We start from the raw sequence: 21,037 nt of genomic DNA on the forward strand, positions 1-21,037 counted from the left end.
GTCGTTGGGTGCGGAACCGGGCGCGGTTCACAGGGCAATCAGCCGGATCGGGCTGTCATCGGTCACGTTCAGCGCCGCACACATTGCAGGGGTGAGGGACAGCGGTTGATCGGGGTGGTAATCAAGTTCGGCGACGATGGCCCGGAAGCCATGCAGCGCATCGTTGCTCAGCAGATAACGGCTGCGTGCATCAATGTGCGATTGTTGCTGCGCCTGTGCGGTCCGGCTTTGAGCGACTGAACGGATGTTCGCGGTGCGTGCGTACAACGTCGGGCCAGCGTCGAACAAGTCAATGTAGCTGTTGGTTTCGAAGCCTTCGCGCTCAAGAATGTCGAAGGCTTCCTGGCCATCCGGGTGTATACGGCCGATACAGTCCTGCGCCGCTTGCGGCAGCATCGGCACGTAGATCGGGTATTGCGGCATCAGTTCGGCGAGGAACGCGCGGCTCTGCAACCCGCACAGGCGCTCGGCCTCGGCGTAGGGCAGGTCGAAGAAGTGTTTGCCCAGCGCATCCCAGAACGGCGAATGACCGTTCTCGTCGCTGTAACCGACGATTTCGGTAATCACTGCTTCGGCGAAGCGCTGCGCATGGGCCGCGATGAACAGCAGGCGCGCCCGCGAGAGCAATTCGGAAAACGGCGTTCGCACCAGCGCTGCGTCGATGTGGAAACCACGCAACAGGGTGTGATCGTTCAGGTCGTGGCACAACGAAAGCGCCGGCACGCCGTGCTCGATATTCAGCTCCCGCGAGGCACTGGTGAAATGGCGATTGCGCAGGCTGTAGAACGGCTCGCCAAAACCCGCCTTGGCGAGGATCTCCGAACAACCGACCAGCCGCTGACTGTCGGAATCTTCCAGCACGAAGAAATAGTTCTCCGGGCCGTGGGCCGCGGCTTCGCTGTCAAACGAGGCACAGGAGCCAGCGATTTTCTCGCGCAAACGCTCGCTGTCGTCCGGTAGGGAGGTCACGCCCACCAGGCTGTCGCGGGCCAATTGTTGGAGCTGGGGCAGGTCATTCTGCTCGACTGGGCGTAAGACCAGCATGGATGTACTCCTGTATCAAAAGGTTCGGCGAATCACCGAACCTGACTATCACTGTCGGTTTCCACGCGTTAAAGCGGCGGTCGCCTGATTTGTTGTCAGACGCCGCTCTTTTTCTTGTCAGCCGTTGCTCGGGTCAGGCAGCGCGGTACTGGCGCCGAACTTGTTGAGGAAAAACAGGTACACCAGGCCCAGACCAATCCAGATCAGGCCGAGTTTTTGCGCATCGACGCCCATGTTGTACATGATGGCCGCGACGATGATGAAGCCGATCACCGGGCAGATCAGATGGCGCACGACCTGACCGGATTTTTGCCGACGCCAGTAGTAGTTGATCACGGTCAGGTGCAGCAGCATGAAGCCGCTTAGCGCGCCGAAGTTCACCAGCGAGGTCAGGGTGTCGACCGAGTTGATAAACAGGTAGCAGATCACCAGCGACAGCACCGCCACCAGATAAATGCTCAGGTACGGCGTGTTGTGTTTCGGATGCACTTTGGCCAGCACTTTCGGCAACTTGCCGTCGCGGGCCATGCCGAACAGCAGGCGCGAGACAGCGGCTTGCGAAGTGATTGCCACCGCCACGCCCCAGGCCAGCGCAGTCGCTACAGCGGTCAGGGTCGCCAGCCAACTGCCAGCGGCGATTTCGGCAATTTCATAGAACGCGGTGTCGGCGGATTTGAAGCCCATGCCCGCTGCCAGATCAGTAGCAATCCAGGTCTGCGCAACGAAGATCACACCCATCACCATCAAGGTGATCAGAGCGGCTTTGCCGACGCTGCGGCCCGGGTCGCCCTTGATCTCTTCGGCGAGGGTGGAAATCGCGTCGAAGCCGAGGAACGACAGCACCGCAATCGACACCGCTTGCATCAACAGGGCGAAATTGAAGGTTTCCGGGTGATACAGCGGCGCCAGAGTCAGCTCGCCGTTACCGCCACCGTTGTGCAGGGCGTTCCAGGCGTAGAACAGGAAGATGCCCAGCACCACCAGTTGCGCCAGCAGGAAAATGATGTTCATCCGCGCGGTGAAGGTGATGCCGCGCAGGTTGACGAAAGTCGCGCTGACGAGGAACGCCAGAATGAAGCCGACTTTCGGAATGTCCGGATACAAATGGTTGAGCGCCATCGCCGCATACACATACAGCAGCGGTGGTATCAGCAGGTAATCGAGCAGCATCAGCCAACCGGCGATGAAGCCGACGTGTTGATTGAGGCCGCGTTGCGCGTAGGAATACACCGAGCCTGCGATCGGAAAAGCTTTGGCCATGCTGCCGTAGCTCAACGCCGTGAACAGCATCGCCACCATGCCGATGATGTACGCCAGCGGCACCAATCCCGGTGCCTCGGCATTCACGTAGCCATACACGCCGAACGGGGCGATGGGGATCATGAAGATCATCCCGTACACCACCAGATCCGTGAGCGTGAGGCTACGTTTCAACTCTTGCTTGTAGCCGAATTCTTCAATTTCCATGAAGCGCAACTCCTTGTCAGCCATCGATTGTCTTTTAGTTCTTCTATCGGTAATCCGTTACAGCATCAGCAGTCTTTACAGGCGTCTTTCCTTACAGCAATGGTGCGAGGTATCCAGCCCAGCGCGAGGCGGCTTCCGGGCTTTGCAGCAAGTCGTTGCGCACCTCGATCAACACCGACTCCAGGCCCCGGGCGTCACCGTGCACCGGCACGGTCATGTCGCCCAGCGGATCTATCTTGTACGGCTGGTTGCCCGCGACTTTCAGCGGAAGCTCTTCGAGGCCGTCGAGCAGCCGTTGGGCATACGCCTTGGCCTGACCGAACAACACGCCGATTTCCAGCGGGCGCGGCTGGCCGTAATACACCGGGGTGAAACTGTGAATCCCGACCACCCGCACCGGTTGCCCCTTGGCGATGCGTTCGTCGATCAGCGTCTGCAACTGTGTGTGAAACGGCTTGAACAGCGTCTGGCGCCGGTATTCTCGGGTGGCTTCGTCCAGCTCGCGGTTGCCCGGCACTTGGTAAATCTCGCTCTGCGCCGGAATGCTGTCAGGCGCATGCCGTGGTCGATTCAGATCAATCAGCAGCCGCGAATAGTTGGCGCTCAACAGCGTCGCGCCGAGGGTTTCCGACAATTGCTCGGCCAGTTGCAGCGCGCCGATGTCCCAGGCGATGTGCTCGCGCGCGGCGGCATCGTCCAGACCCAGGTTGTTCAGGGCCTCGGGGATGTAGCGACTGGCGTGCTCGCACACCAGAATCACCGGGTGCGTCGAGTCAGCGCGGCTCAGGTTGTAGACCGGTCGGGTGTACAACCCCAGCTCGGCGGATTCAGTACAGGCGTGCATAGTGCTTACACAGGTCAGCGGGCGAGAGCTGTTCCGTCAGCGCCAGTTCCTCGGTTTTCAGGGCGTAGTAAGTATCGAGCAACGGCTTGGGCAGCCATTCATTGAAGGCGCCACTGTTGCGCAGGCAATCCAGTGCCTGGGCCAGCGAGGCGGGCAGGGCAACGATGCCCCGCGCCGTGCGTTGCTCGTCGTTAAGTGAGTCGGGAATCTCATCGGTGATCGCGTTCAGCGCCAGACGCTGTTCGATGCCCAGGCGTCCGGCGATCAGCAGCGCAGCCATGGCCAGGTGCGGCGAGGCGGTGGCGTCCATGGCGCGGAATTCCAGGTTGAACTGCGTGGCCACGGATTTGCCGCCCAGCGTCACCGTCGGGCAGATGCGCAGCGCCGCTTCACGGTTCTGCTGGCCCAGGCAGGCGTAGGACGCGCTCCAGTGGTGCGGCTGCAAGCGCTCGTACGACACCGGCGTCGGCGCGGTAAACGCACACAGCGCGGGCAAGTAATGCAGGATGCCCGCGGCCCAATGCTGGCCGAGGGTCGACAGACCATTGCTGGTGCCCGCGTCGTAGAGCATTGGCTGGCCGGCCAGATCAAGCAGGCTGACGTGCAGGTGTACCCCGTTGCACACCGCGTTCTCGGCGGTTTTCGGCGCGAAGCTCAGGTCGAGGCCCATTTGCCGGGCAATCTCGCGGGTAATCTCGCGCACGTTCACCGCGTGATCCGCCGCCGCTACGCCAAGCGTCGGGCGGCAGGTGATTTCGTATTGATGCTTGCCGTATTCCGGCAGGAACATTTCCGGCTCGACGCCACCGGCACGCAGCGCGGCGAGCAGCCAGCCGCCGAATTCGGCACCTTGACGCTGCGCTTCGAGGGAAAACGCCAGGTGTTCGGCAAAACCTGCGTGCAGGTTGAATTCGTGTTCGAACGCGGCGTTGACCTGCAACCCCAACGCGTCGCGGTAGCGCTCGATTTCATCACGCAACAACGTGCGCGGGCAGGCACCCCATGGGCGGCCGTCGGTTTCGCGGATATCGCCGTGAATGAAATCCAGCGCTGGTGCATCGGCATCCGGCCCGTTGCTGACGGTGACGCGGCTGCTCAGATCGGGAATCAGGCGCAAGTCACCATAGGCGCCCCACGGGTTGGTCGAGGCAATGATGTCTTGGGGCGTCAACGCGCTGTTGGCCGGAACCCAGCCGCAACCGGCGGCCTGGTAATGCTCAAGTTCATCGGTGGGGAACGAGCGGCCACGGGTGATGCCGATCAGGTCGGTGGTGACGATGGTGGTCATCGGCAGCGGCGTCAGGCGTGCGCTCATGGCTGCATCTCCTGCAACCGAGCGAGCACGGTATCGGTGTCGGTGATCCAGCAGTAACCCTTGATCGCATTCAGGCAGGCGTGATGCCGGGCTTCGTTGTAGGTGGCGCAGGCGTCTTCGACCAGCGTCACCAGATAGCCACGGTCGGCGGCGTCGCGCACGGCCATGTCGACGCATTGGTCGGTGACGATGCCGGCGATGATCAGGTGGCGGGTTTCGAGGTTGCGCAGCACGTAGTCGATGTTGGTCGAGTTGAAGACCCCGGACGAGGTTTTCGGCAGGACGATTTCGTTTTCCACCGGGGTCAGGTCTTCAATGATTCGCGCCTGCGCGCTGCCCTTGGGCAGGTGCATGTCTGACAGCTTGTGATCCAGCGAGCGGTCGCGGCCATCAGCGGTCAGGCTTTCGATAATGGTGTGCAGGACGTTCTGCCGCGCCTGACGAAAGGCACTGAGCAACCGGCGTTGATTGGGCACCACCTGCATGTGCGCGCGGGTCAGGAAATACTCGCCGTCCGGGCCGTTCAGGTGCGGGTCGAACTGCGGTTCGAGCCAGGCACGCTGCATGTCGACCAGCAGCAACGCGGTATGGTCGGTGACAAACGGCAAGTCCCGCGGCGAGCGGTGGGGAAGGCTGAACATCCTTATTTATCCTCCAGCAGGTGGGTGTTGAAGTCGTTGCGCAGGGCGTCGATGCCTTCCAGGCGATCGGCCAGATTTTCAGTGCGCAGGGTCAGACAGGCGATCAATGCTTCGACCTGAGCCAGCGCCGGGACCATGGTGTCGAACGGCGAAGCCGATTCCACCGGGGCGCTGATGATCAGATCAGCCAGTTCGCGCAGCGGCGAGGCGTAGATGTCGGTGAACAGCACCACGCGCGCGTTGCTGTTTTTCGCGGCACTGGCGACGCGCAGGGCCTGGGTTTGATAACGGCGGTAGTCAAACACCAGCACCACGTCCTGGCGTTGCAGATCGAACAGGCGATCGGGCAGTTGCGCGTTGTCCTCCAGTGCAAAGCAACCGGGCCGCAGCAGGCGCAAGTGATTGAGCAGGTAAGTCGCCATCAGGCTGCTGAAACGGCCGCCGAAGCAGTACACCTGATGTCGGCCATCGAGCAGCCAGTCGGTGAGGATGCGCACGTCTTCGGGTTGGGTCAGCGATAGGGTTTCAACCAGCAGGCGGTGGCTGTCGCCCAGATAGTGGCTCCAGGCGTCATCCTTTTGCTGCTGCGCGCGTGGCTGCAGCAGGGTGCGCGGCGAGCGCAAGCGATGGTCCATGTCGCTGAGCAGGGCGTCCTGGAATTCGGCATAACCGCCGAAACCGAGTTTTTTCACCAGCCTGACGATGGTCGGATCGCTGACGCCGGCATGTTCGGCCAGTCGCGCCATGGGCCCCAGCCCATTGCGTGGGTACTGATCAAGCAGGGCGCGAACAACTTTGCGCTCCGACGGCGTAAGGTCGAGGCCGGGGTCGGTGATCAGATCTCTGAGAGGGGGCATCCTGGCTCCTGCTGGATGGGTGTGTCGAATTCGTTTCACAATCCGTTAAAACAGTATTTATGTAACGGACGCTACATGTCTAGCGTTTTTTTTGCCGTGTTGAAAAGGCCCTAAAATGGGGCGAGATGCCCGTGTAACAGGGGCTACATTGAGATCGACAGGTTTTGTAGTCCATTGCCCATTGTGGTGTCAGATATCGCCGCTTTTTCACAATCGCTGAGTGACACTTCGCGGCATCGGCCAGTCCGCAAGCCTCGGTTTACGGCACAATGGCCAACATATCGGCAATGCGCCGTTGAATTTTGATGTCCCTCGACCGAGTGATTGATTGTGCAAACCAGCCGTTTGACATTGATATGCCATGCACGAACCGTCGCACAAAAATTGGCGCGTTTTCCTACGAGTGAGCCTGTTGAAAATATTGGCTTGGCCTCTGAGGCGCTGGCTACGCGTTTCCAACCTCCGCGGCGTTTGATCTGCGGACCGGAGTTGCGCACCCGGCAGACGGCGGCGTGGTTTGGCGCGGATGCTCAAGTCGATGAGGCGCTGCGCGATTGTGATTGGGGACAGTGGCACGGCCAATCGATCAAGGATCTGCAAAGCACACAGGAAGCAGCGTTGCGCACCTGGCTGGAAGATCCCCACGCCACGCCCCACGGTGGTGAGTCGGTTGCGCAACTTTGTGAACGGGTGGCAGCGTGGCTGGTCAGTTTGCAAGCTACGCCGGGCCATGTCGTGGCGGTCACCCATCCGTTCATCATCCGCGCCGCGCTGATGCAGATGATGCGCGGTTCGGCCTTTCATGACATTGATGTCGAGCCGTTATCGGTTGTCGAATTGCGCTTCACGGGGCGCTGGCGGCTACGCTTGCCCGGTCTCGACGTTGCAGGAGCGCACTGATGAAACAACTGCTGGTGATCGGCATCGGTGCCGGCAATCCGGACTACATCACGATGCAGGCGGTGAAAGCGCTGAATCGGGTGGATGTTTTTTTTCTGATGGATAAAGGCGCGAGCAAGGACCAACTGATCGACCTGCGTCGCGGAATCTGTGAGCGCTACATCACGGATCCCACGTATCGTTTCGTCCAAGCCCACAGCCCGGAGCGCGAGCGTGGCGATGTGGACTACACCACCAGCGTCGATGATCTGAATCGCGCCAAACAGCAAACCTTCGAACGGCTGATCAATGACGAAATGTCTGACGGCGAGTGCGGCGGTTTTCTGGTGTGGGGCGATCCGGCGTTGTACGACAGCACCATTCGTATCCTCCAGGCGATTCTGGCGTCAGGCCGCTGTGCCTTCGAATTTGAGGTGATCCCCGGGATTACCAGCGTTCAGGCGTTGGCCGCGCAGCACAAGGTGCCGCTGAATACGATTGGCCGCTCGATAGAAATCACCACAGGCCGGCGTCTGGCGGCGGGGCAGGTGAGTGATGCCGACAGTCTGGTGGTGATGCTCGACGCCGAAGATTCCTACCACCATGTGGCTGATCCGCAGACAGAGATTTACTGGGGGGCCTATCTGGGCACGCCGGATGAGATTCTGATCAGCGGCAAAATCGGGGAGGTGGCGGATGAGATCGAGCGGGTGCGCAAGGCTGCGCGGGCTGAGCATGGGTGGATCATGGATACTTATTTGCTGCGCAAGCCATATTCGTGAACGACACAATCCTCTGTAGGTAAGCAGGTAAGCAGGTAGACAGCGGGCGGATGTCGTGGATCCGCTCGCTGTCTGTATTGCTCTTTATCCGCGTTGCAGCGCCAGGGCGACGCCTTGGCCACCACCGATGCACAGGGTCGCCAGACCCTTTTTCGCATCACGCTTGATCATTTCGTGCAGCAGGGTCACCAGCACCCGGCAGCCCGACGCGCCGATCGGGTGACCCAAAGCGATAGCGCCACCGTTGACGTTGACCTTGTCCAGATCCCATTGCAGATCCTTGGCCACGGCCAGCGATTGTGCGGCGAAGGCTTCGTTGGCTTCGATCAGATCGAGCTGGTCAATCGACCAGCCAGCCTTGTCCAGGCAGCGACGAGTGGCCGAGACCGGGCCGATGCCCATGATCGCCGGGTCGACGCCCGCGTTGGCGTAGGCGGCGATAGTGGCCAGCACTGGCAGGCCCAGCGCCTTGGCTTTCTCGGCGCTCATCAGGATCACAGCGGCGGCGCCGTCGTTCAGCGAGGAAGCATTGCCGGCAGTGACACTGCCATCCTTTTTGAAAGCCGGGCGCAGTTTGGCCAGGGATTCCGCGGTGGTAGCGCCGCGCGGTTGCTCGTCAACTTTGAACGCAACCGGGTCGCCTTTGCGCTGCGGAATCAGGATCGGGGTGATTTCATCGACGAAGCGACCGGCCTCGATGGCAGCCGCGGCTTTTTGCTGTGAAGCAGCAGCGAAGGTGTCCTGCTGTTCACGGGTGATGTCGTATTTGTCGACCAGATTCTCGGCAGTGATACCCATGTGGTAATCGTTGAACGCATCCCACAGGCCGTCGCTGATCATGGTGTCGACGATTTGCGCGTGACCCATGCGCAGACCGGTGCGCGCACCCGGCATCACGTAGTTGGACAGGCTCATGTTTTCCTGGCCGCCGGCGATGATCACGTCAGCGTCGCCGCAGCGGATCGCCTGAGCGCCGAGGTGCAGGGCTTTCAGACCCGAGCCGCAGACCTTGTTCAGGGTCATGGCCGGTACGGCGTGGGGCAGGCCAGCCTTGATTGCGGCCTGACGCGCCGGGTTCTGGCCGGCGCCGGCAGTCAATACCTGGCCCATGATCACTTCATCGACCTGAGCACCGTCCAGACCGGTCTGCTCGAGCAACTGGCGGATCACCGCCGCGCCCAGATCGACTGCGGATACCGAGGCCAGCGCACCCTGGAAACTGCCGATCGCGGTACGCGTGGCGGCAACAATGACGACGTCTTGCATTTTCGAATTCCTCACTGGGCAGCGAACTGCATTTCCGGTACATGATCAGGCACGATCAGTTTGCCGGCGGTTTTGGCCACAATCTCTTCAACGCTGACGCCCGGTGCGCGCTCTTTGAGAATGAACGCGCCGTTCTCGATTTCGAGATAGGCGAGGTCGGTCAGCACACGCTTGATGCACCCGGCGCCGGTCAGCGGCAGGCTGCACTTGGATAACAGTTTGGACTCACCATCCTTGGATGCGTGGGTCATGATAACGATGATGTTGTCTGCGCCAGCCACCAGATCCATCGCGCCGCCCATGCCCTTGACCAGTTTGCCGGGGATCATCCACGAGGCGATGTTGCCTTCGACGTCCACTTCAAACGCGCCCAGCACGGTCAGGTCGACATGGCCGCCGCGGATCATCGCAAAGGATTCGGCGGAGGAGAAGATCGACGCGCCAATGCGCGCGGTCACCGTCTGTTTGCCGGCGTTGATCATGTCGGCATCGATGGTTTCTTCCGTCGGAAAAGGACCCATGCCGAGCAGGCCGTTTTCCGATTGCAGCATGACTTCCATGCCTTCGGGGATGTAGTTGGCGACCAGGGTCGGAATGCCGATACCGAGGTTCACGTAATAGCCGTCCTGCATTTCGCGGGCGACGCGCTGAGCCATTTGTTCGCGGGAAAGTGCCATGTTTTTATTCTCCGTCAGCCTGAATTATTTGCGGATGGTGCGCTGTTCGATGCGTTTTTCGAACGTGCCGCAAATGACCCGGTCGACGTAGATGCCCGGGGTGTGGATGTGTGCCGGGTCCAATTCGCCGGGTTCGACGATTTCTTCGACTTCGACCACGGTGATCTTGCCGGCGGTGGCGGCCAGCGGATTGAAGTTCTGCGCGGTGTGACGGTAGATGACGTTACCGAAGTGGTCGGCTTTCCAGCCTTTGACGATGGCGAAGTCGCCGGTGATGGATTCTTCCATCAGGTACTTGCGACCTTTGAACTCACGCACTTCTTTACCTTCGGCGACCGGAGTGCCGACGCCGGTGGCGGTGAAGAAGGCCGGGATGCCGGCGCCACCTGCGCGCATTTTCTCGGCGAGGGTGCCTTGCGGGGTCAGGATGACTTCAATTTCGCCTTTGAGCAGTTGCTCTTCGAACAACTTGTTTTCGCCGACGTAAGAGGCGACGACCTTGCTGATCTGGCGGTCGGTCAGCAGTACGCCAAGACCGAAACCGTCGACGCCGCAGTTGTTGGAAACCACGGTGAGGTCGCGGGTGCCTTTGCGCTTGATCTCGGCGATCAGGTTTTCCGGAATGCCGCACAGACCGAAGCCGCCGGCGATGACGGTCATGCCATCTTCAAGCCCGGCGAGGGCTTCCTCGTAGGAACTCACGCGCTTGTCGAAACCTGCCATATGCACCTCTTTTATTATTTGCGGGCGGCTGGCTAGCCGAATGGTTGGAGTGTCGCGCCGGTGGATATATTTGTTAAGTTGATTTTTAAGGTTGATTGATAGATAAAACTCAACAATCCATATCGATTCACTGTAGGAGCTGCCGAAGGCTGCGATCTTTTGGTTTTTGTTTTTCAAGATCAAAAGATCGCAGCCTTCGGCAGCTCCTACATTAAAGGGCGTACAGCATTCATGACCATCAAACAGATCCGCGCCTTTCTCGCCGTGGCCCAAAGCCTGAGTTTCGCCGTGGCCTGCGAGCGGTTGCACCTGTCGCAATCGGCGCTGAGCCTGACCATCAAGGCATTGGAAGAGGGCTTGGGCGGACGCCTGTTCAGCCGCAACACCCGCAACGTCGCACTGACTGCGGAGGGTGAATCCCTGCTGCCGCTGGCCCGACGCCTGATCGCCGACTGGGACAACGCCGAAGACGAAATGCGCCAGCGCTTCAGCCTGCAACGCGGGCGGGTGACGCTGGCGGCGATGCCGTCGTTTGCCGGTAATCTGCTGCCGCCGATTCTCAAGACTTTCCGCGCGCGCTATCCGAACGTCAACGTGACGGTGAATGACGTGATCAACGAGCAAGTGCTGGAAATGGTTCGCGACCGACAGGTGGAGTTGGGCGTGGCGTTCGAGCCGATGCAGAACACCTCGATGACCTTCACGCCTCTTTATATGGATCGCTTTGTGGCGGTGGTGCCGCAGGATTCACCGCTGGCGGATCTTGCCGAAATAGATTGGCAAACCTTGTTGCAGGAACCGTTCATCACCTTGCAACGACCGTCGACGGTGCGGGTGATGCTCGAAGAACACTTGCAGGCCCGGGGCATGAAGCTGCCCGTGGAATTTGAAAGTCATCAACTGGCGACGGTCGGGCGGATGGTTGCCAGTGGGCTGGGCGTCAGTGCGGTGCCGGCATTGTGTGCCGAGCAGATGCAGGAGCTGGGTGCGCGATGCCTGACGTTGAATGATTCGGTGGAGCGGGCGATTGGTGTGCTGACCGAGCCGGGCAATGAACTGTCGGCGGCGGCGCAGGCGTTGTTCGATATCCTCAAAGCCGAACATTGATCCCTCCTACAGGGATTTATGTGCTCAGCAGGTCAGGCGTTGCGCTAACAGCGGCAACAATTCTTCGCAAGACCCCTCAATCTTTAAATCCAGCAAATCATCCGCACGGGTCTTGCCCAGATTGATCGCAATCAACGGCTTGCCACGATCCGCGATCACCCGGCACAGGCGAAACGCCGAATAGGCCATCAACGACGACCCCACCACCAGCATCCCCGCCGCATTTTCCGCCGCCGCCATGGCCCGGGCCGCCGTGGGTTGCGCGACGTTTTCGCCGAAAAACACCACATCCGGTTTCATCCGCTCACCGCCGCAATGCGGGCATTGCGGCACCTGAAACCGCGCTTCGAACGCCGGGTCGAGCAGGGTATCGCCGTCCGGTGCCTGTACTGCGTCGACGCCGGCCAGATACGGATTGTGCATTTCCATCAAGCGCTGAATTGCATCGCGCTCACTGCGCTGACCGCAATCCAGGCACAGCACGCGATGCAAACTGCCATGCAGCTCGATGACGTCGTGGCTGCCAGCCTGATCGTGCAAGGTGTCGACGTTTTGCGTGATCAAAGCGCTGATCCGCCCTTGGCTCTGCAAACCGGCCAGTGCCTCGTGCGCCGCATTCGGCCGCGCCTGACGCACCCGAGGCCAACCGAGCATCGCCCGCGCCCAATAACGACGGCGTGATTCCGGGGCGGCGAGGAATTCCTGATACATCATTGGCTGCCGGCCTCGGCGCACACCGTCGCTGTCGCGGTAATCGGGGATGCCCGATGGCGTGCTGATGCCGGCGCCGGTCAGCACCAGAAAGTCACCATCGGCCATCGCCTGTTGCAGCGTGTCGAGGTGTTCGCGGATCGGGCTGTCGAGCATGGTCAGCGCTCCGGGGAAGACGGTGCCAGCAGGTTAGCACGCGATCCGCGCGACTTACTTACGCGCCTCCAGAATCAGATTGAACGGTGTTTGCGTGGCGCGTCGGAAGTGATTGAACCCCGCCTCGCTAAACACTTTACGCAGACGCATTTCCCCCGCTTGTGCGCCGAGACCGAGGCCGACTTCCTGGGACAGCGAGTTCGGCGTGCAAATAAACGTCGACGCTGCGTAAAACAACCGTCCGACCGGGTTGATGTTGTCGTCCAGCGTGTCGTTGGCGAACGGCTCGACCAGCAACACCGTGCCGTCCTCTTTCAGCGAGTCGTAAGCGTGACGCGCCGCGCCGACCGGGTCGCCCATGTCGTGCAGGCAGTCGAAATAGCAGATCAGATCGTAGTCATCACCGGGGTAACTTTTCGCAGTGCCCTGGAAAAATTTCGCCCGACTGCCGACGCCGCCTTCTTCGGCGCGTTGCGTGGCAACGGTGATCGACGGTGCGTGGTAGTCGTAGCCGACGAAGCGCGAGTTGGGAAACGCCTGGGCCATGATCACCGTCGAGGCACCGTGGCCGCAGCCGATGTCGGCAACTTTCGCGCCGTTTTCCAGTTTGGCGACGACGCCGTCCAGCGCCGGCAACCATTCGGCGATCAGGTGCCCTTTGTAGCCGGGGCGGAAAAACCGTTCGGTGCCGGTGAACATGCACGGATGGTGATCGCCCCAGGGCAGGGCACCGTTGCCGCGCATGGCTTTGACCAGTTTGTCCTTGTCATGGAAAAACGACGCCACCACGCCCAGTCCGCCGGCGACATACACCGGCGAGTCTTCGACGGCCAGCGCCAGCGCGTGCTCTTCTGGCAGGCGGAACTGGCCATCGTGGTGCTCCATGTAGCCGGAGGCGGCGTGGGCGCTGAGCCATTCACGCACCAGACGGGGGTTGCAGGTGGTTTTTGCGGCGAGGGCTTCGGGGCTGATCGGCTGACTGTCAGCCATCGCCCGGTACAAACCGAGTTCTTCGCCGACGATGACATTGGCCAGCATCGCCGCGCCGCCCATGTCGTTGACCAGTTTGCCCATGAATTCGTTGAGTCGGGACTCGTCCATCACATGTGCTCCTGAAACAGGATCACAGTCCGGCGGCGTAGAGGGTCGAGGCATGCGCCACCGGGCGGTGGTCACGGAAACGGGCAGGGCACAACTAAAGTCCTGCAGCCCCCTCGACTGGGTCATGACAGAGTCTAGCCCCGTTTTTGCGACAAACACTGAGCAAAATGCAGGAGTGAGCCTGCTCGCGATAGCGTTGGGTCAGTCACTTCTGATTCGACTGAAATAACGCTATCGCGAGCAGGCTCACTCCTACAGGGATTTATGCCGATCAGGAGGGGGATGTATCGCTGTGTATCACGTTGGCTGGGGGATACACGTGGCTGCATATATCGGGTTGCCTGAACACAGTGGCGATACAGCCGAAGGCTCAACTGGGCAGGCCAATCACCCGAGGTCAGCCCCCATGCAAACCCCTCAATCATCACCGCCACCCAGCGTCGGCCTGGGTCTGCGTCGTGGTCTGTTGAAAGACCTGCAAGCCGCACGCACCGGCGATTTCGACTTTCTTGAGGTCGCCCCGGAAAACTGGATCGGCGTCGGCGGTGTCAATGGCGCTGCGTTGCGCGAGCTGGCCGAGCGCTATCCGTTGTCCTGTCACGGATTGTCGCTGTCGCTTGGCGGGCCGGCGCCGCTGGACATCGGTTTTCTGCATGAAGTGCGAGTGTTTCTCGACCATCACCACGTGCAGCATTACAGCGAACACCTGAGCTATTGCAGCGACGACGGCCATCTCTACGACTTGCTGCCACTGCCGTTCACCGAGGAAGCGGTGCACCATGTCGCCGCCCGCATCCGCCAATCCCAGGACATCCTTGGTCGACGTCTGGCGGTAGAAAACGTCTCCTATTACGCCGCACCGCGTCAGGACATGGATGAAGTGACCTTCACCAACGCCGTTTTGCGCGAGGCTGATTGCGATCTGCTTTTGGACGTCAACAACGTTTACGTCAACTCGATCAACCACGGTTTCGATCCGCAGGATTTTCTGGCCCGGATCGAGCCGGGCAGGGTGGTCGGCATGCACGTGGCCGGGCATTTCGACGAGTCCGATACGCTGAAAATCGACACCCATGGCGCTTCGGTAAAACCGGTGGTGTGGTCGTTGCTGGCCGAGGCCTATGCCCGGTTCGGCGCACGGCCGACGCTGCTGGAGCGGGATTTCAATTTCCCAGCATTTTCCGAACTGGTGGCGGAGCTGCAGACCATTCGCCACCTGCAAAAACAGGAGGTCAGCCGTGGATAATCTTTTACTGCAACAACAGGTGCTGACGCGCTATCTGCGTGATCCCGATCAACAGACACCTCCCCCCGAAATGAACGTCGCACGAGTCAACGTGTACCGCGATCTGGTGTTCAACAATCTCTCGCAATTGTTGAGTGGCACCTTTCCGGTGCTGATCCGGATTATCGGCGATCAGCGCTGGCGCACGCTGGTTCGTGGATTTTTGCGTGATTACCGTGCGCAGACACCGAAATTCGGTGAGATTGCCGAGGAATTTGTCGATTACCTTTCGGCAGCCTCGGCAGTGTTGGCCAACTTCCCCGCGTTTGTGCTGGAACTGGCGCATTACGAGTGGGTGGAAATGGTCTTGCAGCAGTCCGACGCCATGCCCTTGCCGTTCACGGATGCGACATTGTTGCTGGAGCGGCCGTTACAGATATCGGCATTGGCCTGGCCGTTGGCTTATACCTGGCCGGTGCAGTTGCTTGGGCCAGATCACCAGCCCTCGTCACCACCGGCACAACCGACACTGTTGCTGGTACGGCGGGAGGCGGATTTCGGTGTGAAGTTCTCTGAGTTGAGTCCGCTGGCCTGGCGGTTGTTGCAGCGCATTGGTGAGTTGCCGCAATTGACCGGGCGTGAGCAGTTGCAAGGATTGGCGCAAGAGGCAGAACAGTTAGCGGACGCGTTGTTCATGGATAACGGCTTGGCGCTGTTGCAGCAAATGCATGAAGACGGCGCCATCGGCATTCTTTAAATCACCTTAAAACCTGTGGGAGCGAGCAAGCTCGCTCCCACAGGTTTATTGCAGTGATCTCAAGATTGCAGCGGTATCCGCAGCTCCGCACACAAGCCACCACCCTCACGGTTGCTCAGGGTCAGCGAACCACCCAACGCCATCGCCAGTTGCTGGGCAATGGCCAGTCCCAGCCCTGTGCCACCGGTATCGCGGTTGCGCGAGTTTTCCACGCGATAGAACGGTTCCATCACCTGCGTAAGTTCCGCTTCGGCAATGCCCGGGCCGCGATCCATGACGGTGATCGACAAGCTGCCCTTGTTCGCCTCGACCCACACCTCAGCGGCACCGGCGAACTTCAGGGCGTTGTCGGTCAGGTTGACCAGCACCCGGCGCAACGCGTGCGGGCGGGTGTCGACCACCACCGCACTCTTGCCGACCAGCTGCACGTCCTTGTCCATGTCCTGATAGTCGAACACCAGGCTCTCGAGGAATGAATCCATGTTGGTACGCCGGCTCTCTTCGGTCGAGCCATGAATGCTGCGGGCGTAGGCCACGCCTTCGCGCACCAGGTGTTCCATCTCGCCGAGGTCGTTGCACAGTTTGTCCCGTTCCGCCGAATCGTCCATGAACTCGGCGCGCAGCTTCATCCGCGTGATGGGGGTTTGCAGGTCGTGGGAGATCGCCGCCAGCAGTTGCATGCGTTCTTTGAGGTAGGCGGCGATACGCGCCTGCATCGCGTTGAAGGCACGGGCGGCGTAGATCACCTCGTTCGGGCCTGTCTCGTCCAGATGGATCGGGTGGGCGTTGGGGTCAAGGGTTTCGACGGCGTTCGCCAGGCGTGTGAGCGGGCGGATGGCGATGCGTACTGCCAGCCAAGTGCAGGCGATCATCAGCGCCAATTGGCCGAGCAGCACCACCGGCAACCAAGGCGACAGCGGTACCATCGCCGGACGCACGTCGATGGTCACCGGGCTGCCGTCGCTCAGGCGCAAATGGCCCTGAAAGTGTTTTTTCGGACCGGGAATGTCGGTGAAGGTCAGGGGGTATTTTTCGCCGATGGCTTCAGTGATCGAAGTGACCGCAACGGGCACATCGGCAGGCTTGATCGGCGTACCGCGGTCACCTTCGCTCAGTAGATAACCGTAGTTTTTCCGCGCCAGACGCTTGAGCCAGGCCGGGCGCTCCTCGGAGGGCAAGCGATCAAGGATCGCAATCGAGGTCGAGACGTCGGTTTCCAGATTGCCCAGCATCGTGTCTTTCGCACTTTGGTAACGCTCGTAATACTGCGCACCGAACGACAGCGCCTGGGCGAGGATCAGCCCTACCAGAAAAATCAGCGACACCCGCGAGGCGAGGGTGCGCGGCCAGTGCAGATTGATGGTCATGCCGTGGCACCGAGGATCTCGACCGGCAGTGAGAACACATAACCTTCGCTGCGCACGGTCTTGATGTACGCCGGTTCACGGGCGTCATCCAGCAGGCGCTGGCGCAGACGGCTGACCAGCAGATCAATCGAACGATCGAACAGGTCGGCGTCACGGCCCTGGGTCAGGTTGAGCAATTGATCGCGGCTGAGTACCCGTTGCGGATGATCGAGAAATACCCGCAGCAAGCGATATTCGGCGCCACTCAGCGCCACCATGGTGCCGTCCTTGTCCAGCAGGTGGCGGGCCGAGGTGTCCAGTTGCCAACGGCCGAACGCCAGCAATCGACCGGCTTCGGTGACCACCAGATTCGGCGGCAGCATTCGCGTGCGGCGCAGCACGGCGTTGATCCGCGCCAGCAATTCACGGGCGGCGAAGGGTTTGGTCAGGTAGTCGTCGGCGCCCATTTCCAGGCCGATGATCCGATCGGTTTCATCGTTGCGGGCGGTCAGCATCAAGACCGGCGTGGCTTTGTGCTTGCCGACGCGCAGCTCGCGGCACAACTGCAGGCCATCGTCGCCGGGCATCATGATGTCGAGTACGATCAGGTCGACGGTATTGGATTCGAGAAAACTGCGCATCTGCCGGCCATCAGCAACGACCGTAGTGCGCAGGCCGTTTTTCTTCAGGTAATTGCCGACCAGTTCGCGGATCTCGCGGTCGTCGTCGACGATCAGGATGTGATCGACATGTTCCATGGGGCCAGACCTCTAGCAAAGTGGAGATGACGTGCAGTCTATAGAGCCTGCAACGGCTCGCCTGCCTGCCTTTGTATTGCAGTGTATCTGCCGTGATGACCGATACACGGAGACGCAAAAACACGATTTTTTCAGGGCTTTGTATCGCTGTGTATCCCCCGGTGGCAAGGATACACAACCATTTAAACCCGCCGCTTCCCGACACATACGGGATACCTCGCGAGCTTTAAATGAGCTCCATCGAGGCACACCAGACAGCCTCGGCTCAATCAACGATCTATCCATTGAAGCCTTGAGGAAAACACCATGAACAACAAATCCGTAATCGCCGCTTGTCTGTTCGCCGCCCTGAACATCTGCACCCTGTCGGCCCGCGCCGAAGCGGATGTCGCCGCGCAAACCTACACCTACGGCACCCATCTGGATATCCAGAAAGTGATCTCGCTGACACAGGACAACTCGGTGACCTGCGGCATCGTCGAAGCGCAAATGACCTACCTGGATTCGGCCGGCAAAACCCGAGTCCTCGATTACAGCAAATTCGCTGACGGCTGCAACAACGACAACTGAGTCATCACCCCTTTCAGGAGCCTCACCATGAACAATGTCTCGCGCTTTCTCACAGCTGTTGCTTTCGCTTTCGCAGGTGTTGCTACCCATGCCAATGCTGCGGTTGAACAGCATAGCTGCAACAGCGGCAGCTGTTTTCAACTGACGCAGATGGCCAAAAAGGCCAGCGACGCCTTGATCGCGGCGGATGGCTCCAGCCGCACACCACAAGGACAGATGGTTGCCGCGGATGGCTCCAGCCGTACACCGCAAGGACAGATGGTTGCTGAAAACGGCGCCAGTCACACTCCGCAGGGGCAGTGGCTTGAAAGCCAAAGTGCCTGATGCCCTCGGCACAGGATTCAGTGTTCACATTTATCCAGGGTGACCTTTATGTACCTCATCGCATTCCTCGGCGGTCTGCTGACCGTCCTCAGCCCCTGCATCCTGCCGGTGGTGCCGTTTCTGTTTGCCGGGGCCAATCGCAGCCGTGCCTCGATCCTGCTGACCCTCGGCGGCATGGCCCTGACCTTTGCCTTGATCGCCAGCCTGGCCGTGGTCAGCAGCGAATGGGTGATTCAAGCCAGTAACAGCGGCCGCCACATCGCGCTGATCGTGATGGCGTTGTTCGCCCTGTCGCTGATTTCTGCGCGCATCGGTGACTGGCTGACGCGCCCGTTTGTCATGCTCGGCAACCGCCTCGATCCGGACGCCCGGAACAAGACCGGCCCGATGGGTTCGATCATGCTGGGTGTTGCCACCGGTCTGTTGTGGGCGCCGTGCGCCGGGCCGATCCTTGGCGTGATCCTCACTGGCGCGATGCTGCAAGGCGCCAATGCACAGACCAGCCTGTTGCTGCTGGCCTACGGTGTGGGCAGTGCCTTGTCGCTGGGGACGCTGATTTTCGCCGGGCGTGGACTGGTCAACCGCTTGAAACCATCGATTCCGTTCACGGGTTGGTTTCGTCGTGGTGCCGGTGTTGCGGTGCTCGCTGCGGCGGCGGTGATTTCTACCGGTGCCGATAAAACGCTACTGGCCGGCACCTCCTCCGAGGGCGTTGCCAGCATCGAAAAAAGCGTGCTGGAAAACGTGCCGAAAGTGGTCGATTACTTTGTCAGCAAGGTGCGTGCGGATTCGATGATGGATGAGAGCAAAGGCGCGATGCCGTCCCTGGCTGGGGCGGTGCAATGGCTGAATTCGCCGGAACTGAGCGCTGAATCGCTACGCGGCAAAGTAGTGCTGGTGGATTTCTGGACCTATGACTGCATCAACTGTCAGCGCACCCTGCCGTACGTCAAGGCGTGGGAGCAGAAGTACGGCAAGGACGGCCTCGTCGTGATTGGCGTACACACCCCGGAATACGGCTTCGAACGGATCATCGACAACGTCAAGGAACAGGTGAAAAAGCTCGGCATCACCTACCCGGTAGCTATCGACAACAACTACGCGATCTGGCGCAACTTCGACAATCAGTACTGGCCGGCCCATTACCTGATCGATGCCAAGGGCCAGATGCGTTACAGCCACTTCGGCGAGGGGCGCTACGAGGCGCAGGAACAGATGATTCAGCAACTGCTGGAAGAGGCCAAGGCACCTGCTGCCTGATCGGCGAATCTCAATGGCTCATAGGTCACGCACCATGAGCCATTGTTCGTTGTCCCGGCGCGGAAAGATTCCATACGGGGAGCAGGAATGGGTGAATGCCGATTGCTCTGGGCGCTGGCAATCCCTGTGAGTGTTTCGACGGCTTTACAAAATCCCGCCATTCATCGGCGAAGCGCCTGTTTTACAGGCTCGCCGGACGATTGACAGGGACGGCAATCGGACGCGGCGCGATAGTGCAGCAGCAGGCTCAGCAGAACCTGCCACCGCCCGGTAACGTTCGATCCAACCTGTAGCGGAGCACCCATTCATGAGTACCCCGATTGATCTCACTGCCTTGAAGGAACGCCAAAAAGTCGCTTGGGCCAGTGGCGACTACGCCGTGATCGGTACCACCTTGCAGATCGTCGGCGAAAACCTCGCCGAAGCCTGCGACCTGCGCTGCGATGAACAAGTGCTCGACGTCGCTGCTGGCAACGGTAACGCGACGCTGGCGGCGGCGCGGCGGGGGTGTCTGGTCACTTCGACCGACTATGTCGCCGCTCTGTTGGAACGTGGCCAGGATCGTGCCCGAGCCGAACATCTGGACGTGACCTTTCAAGTCGCCGATGCCGAAGCCCTGCCGTTTGCCGATAGCAGTTTTGCTGCGGTGCTTTCCACGTTCGGGGTGATGTTCGCCCCGGATCAGGCCACCGCTGCCACTGAGCTGGGGCGGGTCTGTCGCCCCGGCGGGCGGATCGGACTCGCCAACTGGACGCCGGAAGGCTTCGTCGGCCAGATGTTCAAAACCCTCGGCCGCCATCTGCCACCACCTGCCGGCGCACAACCGCCATCAAACTGGGGTACGGAAGCGTGGCTGCACGAGCACTTCAACGATAAGGATTTTGTCGTGCAGGTGACCCGCCGCAGCTTCAACTTTCGCTATCGCTCGGCGGCGCACTTCATCGATATCTTCCGGCACTGGTACGGGCCGGTGCACAAGGCGTTTGCGGCGCTGCCGCCGGAAAGCGGTCAGGCGCTGGAAAATGATCTGGCGGATTTGCTGAACCGGTTGAACCGGGCGGGGCAGGACTCGCTGGTGGTGCCGAGTGAGTATCTGGAGGTGGTGGTGACCAAGCGCTAGCCCAGATTCAAAGAACATTCTCTGTAGGAGTGAGCCTGCTCGCGATTGCGGTCATTCAGTCAAAAAATCCTTGGCTGACACACCGCTATCGCGAGAAGGCTCACTCC

General features: G+C 60.4%; 22 protein-coding genes. 9 read left to right on the forward strand and 13 right to left on the reverse strand.

Translation table 11 applies throughout. From position 1 onward, the window contains the following. Window positions 1-27: 27 nt before the first annotated feature. The 6 genes from ACA074_RS10875 to ACA074_RS10900 form a co-directional block, all read right to left on the reverse strand. Window positions 28-1,044, reverse strand: coding sequence for an arginine N-succinyltransferase (locus ACA074_RS10875; RefSeq protein WP_187677067.1), 1,017 nt, complete (start codon window positions 1,042-1,044; stop codon window positions 28-30). A gap of 117 nt (window positions 1,045-1,161) precedes the next feature. Further along, entirely contained in the window at window positions 1,162-2,511 is a 1,350-nt protein-coding gene (locus tag ACA074_RS10880) for an APC family permease (RefSeq protein WP_497678984.1), read from the reverse strand. A 91-nt stretch (window positions 2,512-2,602) separates the two neighbouring features. Continuing rightward, complete coding sequence (locus tag ACA074_RS10885) at window positions 2,603-3,355, reverse strand: N-formylglutamate amidohydrolase (protein ID WP_497678985.1); 753 nt, start codon at window positions 3,353-3,355, stop codon at window positions 2,603-2,605. Further along, complete coding sequence (locus tag ACA074_RS10890) at window positions 3,339-4,670, reverse strand: type I glutamate--ammonia ligase (protein WP_497678986.1); 1,332 nt, start codon at window positions 4,668-4,670, stop codon at window positions 3,339-3,341. Before ACA074_RS10890 ends, ACA074_RS10885 begins: the two co-directional genes overlap by 17 nt. Continuing rightward, on the reverse strand, window positions 4,667-5,311 hold the full coding sequence (locus ACA074_RS10895) for a cysteine hydrolase family protein (protein ID WP_401269205.1): 645 nt from the start codon (window positions 5,309-5,311) through the stop codon (window positions 4,667-4,669). Before ACA074_RS10895 ends, ACA074_RS10890 begins: the two co-directional genes overlap by 4 nt. A gap of 2 nt (window positions 5,312-5,313) precedes the next feature. Continuing rightward, on the reverse strand, window positions 5,314-6,168 hold the full coding sequence (locus ACA074_RS10900) for a MurR/RpiR family transcriptional regulator (protein WP_187677072.1): 855 nt from the start codon (window positions 6,166-6,168) through the stop codon (window positions 5,314-5,316). Between the two features lie 330 nt (window positions 6,169-6,498). Between ACA074_RS10900 and ACA074_RS10905 the strand changes: the two genes are divergently transcribed. Together ACA074_RS10905 and cobF are read left to right on the forward strand one after the other, a co-directional pair. Next, window positions 6,499-7,068, forward strand: a complete 570-nt coding sequence (locus ACA074_RS10905; protein WP_489879991.1) for a histidine phosphatase family protein — start codon at window positions 6,499-6,501, stop codon at window positions 7,066-7,068. Beyond that, entirely contained in the window at window positions 7,068-7,829 is a 762-nt protein-coding gene (gene cobF / locus ACA074_RS10910; RefSeq protein WP_497678987.1) for a precorrin-6A synthase (deacetylating), read from the forward strand. Before ACA074_RS10905 ends, cobF begins: the two co-directional genes overlap by 1 nt. An 84-nt stretch (window positions 7,830-7,913) precedes the next feature. On the opposite strand, the gene ACA074_RS10915 is transcribed toward cobF, so the two are convergent. The 3 genes from ACA074_RS10915 to ACA074_RS10925 are packed head-to-tail and all read right to left on the reverse strand — an operon-like array spanning window position 7,914 to window position 10,495. Continuing rightward, window positions 7,914-9,095, reverse strand: coding sequence for an acetyl-CoA C-acetyltransferase (locus ACA074_RS10915; RefSeq protein ID WP_497678988.1), 1,182 nt, complete (start codon window positions 9,093-9,095; stop codon window positions 7,914-7,916). 11 nt (window positions 9,096-9,106) lie between these two features. Beyond that, entirely contained in the window at window positions 9,107-9,772 is a 666-nt protein-coding gene (locus ACA074_RS10920; RefSeq protein ID WP_221733818.1) for a CoA transferase subunit B, read from the reverse strand. 24 nt (window positions 9,773-9,796) lie between these two features. Further along, on the reverse strand, window positions 9,797-10,495 hold the full coding sequence (locus tag ACA074_RS10925) for a CoA transferase subunit A (RefSeq protein ID WP_401269215.1): 699 nt from the start codon (window positions 10,493-10,495) through the stop codon (window positions 9,797-9,799). Between the two features lie 231 nt (window positions 10,496-10,726). On the opposite strand from ACA074_RS10925, the gene ACA074_RS10930 reads away from it, so the two are divergent. Continuing rightward, entirely contained in the window at window positions 10,727-11,602 is an 876-nt protein-coding gene (locus tag ACA074_RS10930) for a LysR family transcriptional regulator (RefSeq protein ID WP_187677078.1), read from the forward strand. A 24-nt stretch (window positions 11,603-11,626) separates the two neighbouring features. Here the strand turns inward: ACA074_RS10930 and ACA074_RS10935 are convergent, their stop codons facing one another. Both ACA074_RS10935 and ACA074_RS10940 read right to left on the reverse strand, forming a co-directional pair. Beyond that, entirely contained in the window at window positions 11,627-12,469 is an 843-nt protein-coding gene (locus ACA074_RS10935) for an NAD-dependent protein deacetylase (RefSeq protein ID WP_497678989.1), read from the reverse strand. A gap of 54 nt (window positions 12,470-12,523) precedes the next feature. Beyond that, window positions 12,524-13,570, reverse strand: a complete 1,047-nt coding sequence (locus ACA074_RS10940; RefSeq protein WP_497678990.1) for a class I SAM-dependent methyltransferase — start codon at window positions 13,568-13,570, stop codon at window positions 12,524-12,526. Window positions 13,571-13,976: 406 nt separating this feature from the next. On the opposite strand from ACA074_RS10940, the gene ACA074_RS10945 reads away from it, so the two are divergent. Then, complete coding sequence (locus tag ACA074_RS10945; RefSeq protein ID WP_497678991.1) at window positions 13,977-14,816, forward strand: HvfB family MNIO-type RiPP peptide maturase; 840 nt, start codon at window positions 13,977-13,979, stop codon at window positions 14,814-14,816. After that, on the forward strand, window positions 14,809-15,552 hold the full coding sequence (locus tag ACA074_RS10950; protein WP_497678992.1) for an HvfC family RiPP maturation protein: 744 nt from the start codon (window positions 14,809-14,811) through the stop codon (window positions 15,550-15,552). The genes ACA074_RS10945 and ACA074_RS10950 overlap by 8 nt, the downstream gene beginning before the upstream one ends. Before the next feature lie 59 nt (window positions 15,553-15,611). Here the strand turns inward: ACA074_RS10950 and ACA074_RS10955 are convergent, their stop codons facing one another. Beyond that, complete coding sequence (locus tag ACA074_RS10955; RefSeq protein ID WP_187677083.1) at window positions 15,612-16,919, reverse strand: sensor histidine kinase; 1,308 nt, start codon at window positions 16,917-16,919, stop codon at window positions 15,612-15,614. After that, window positions 16,916-17,656, reverse strand: coding sequence for a response regulator (locus ACA074_RS10960; RefSeq protein WP_187677084.1), 741 nt, complete (start codon window positions 17,654-17,656; stop codon window positions 16,916-16,918). Before ACA074_RS10960 ends, ACA074_RS10955 begins: the two co-directional genes overlap by 4 nt. A gap of 306 nt (window positions 17,657-17,962) precedes the next feature. Between ACA074_RS10960 and ACA074_RS10965 the strand changes: the two genes are divergently transcribed. The 4 genes from ACA074_RS10965 (at window position 17,963) to ACA074_RS10980 (ending at window position 20,930) form a co-directional block, all read left to right on the forward strand. Beyond that, window positions 17,963-18,226, forward strand: a complete 264-nt coding sequence (locus ACA074_RS10965) for a DUF2790 domain-containing protein (RefSeq protein WP_489879999.1) — start codon at window positions 17,963-17,965, stop codon at window positions 18,224-18,226. Window positions 18,227-18,253: 27 nt separating this feature from the next. Next, a complete protein-coding gene (locus tag ACA074_RS10970; RefSeq protein ID WP_497678993.1) occupies window positions 18,254-18,550 on the forward strand; it encodes a hypothetical protein in 297 nt (98 codons plus the stop codon). A 48-nt stretch (window positions 18,551-18,598) separates the two neighbouring features. Continuing rightward, window positions 18,599-19,810, forward strand: coding sequence for a cytochrome c biogenesis protein DipZ (locus ACA074_RS10975; RefSeq protein WP_401269232.1), 1,212 nt, complete (start codon window positions 18,599-18,601; stop codon window positions 19,808-19,810). Window positions 19,811-20,117: 307 nt separating this feature from the next. Beyond that, window positions 20,118-20,930, forward strand: coding sequence for a class I SAM-dependent methyltransferase (locus ACA074_RS10980; protein ID WP_497678994.1), 813 nt, complete (start codon window positions 20,118-20,120; stop codon window positions 20,928-20,930). Window positions 20,931-21,037: the final 107 nt, after the last annotated feature.

This window comes from Pseudomonas sp. LBUM1655 (assembly GCF_059716085.1).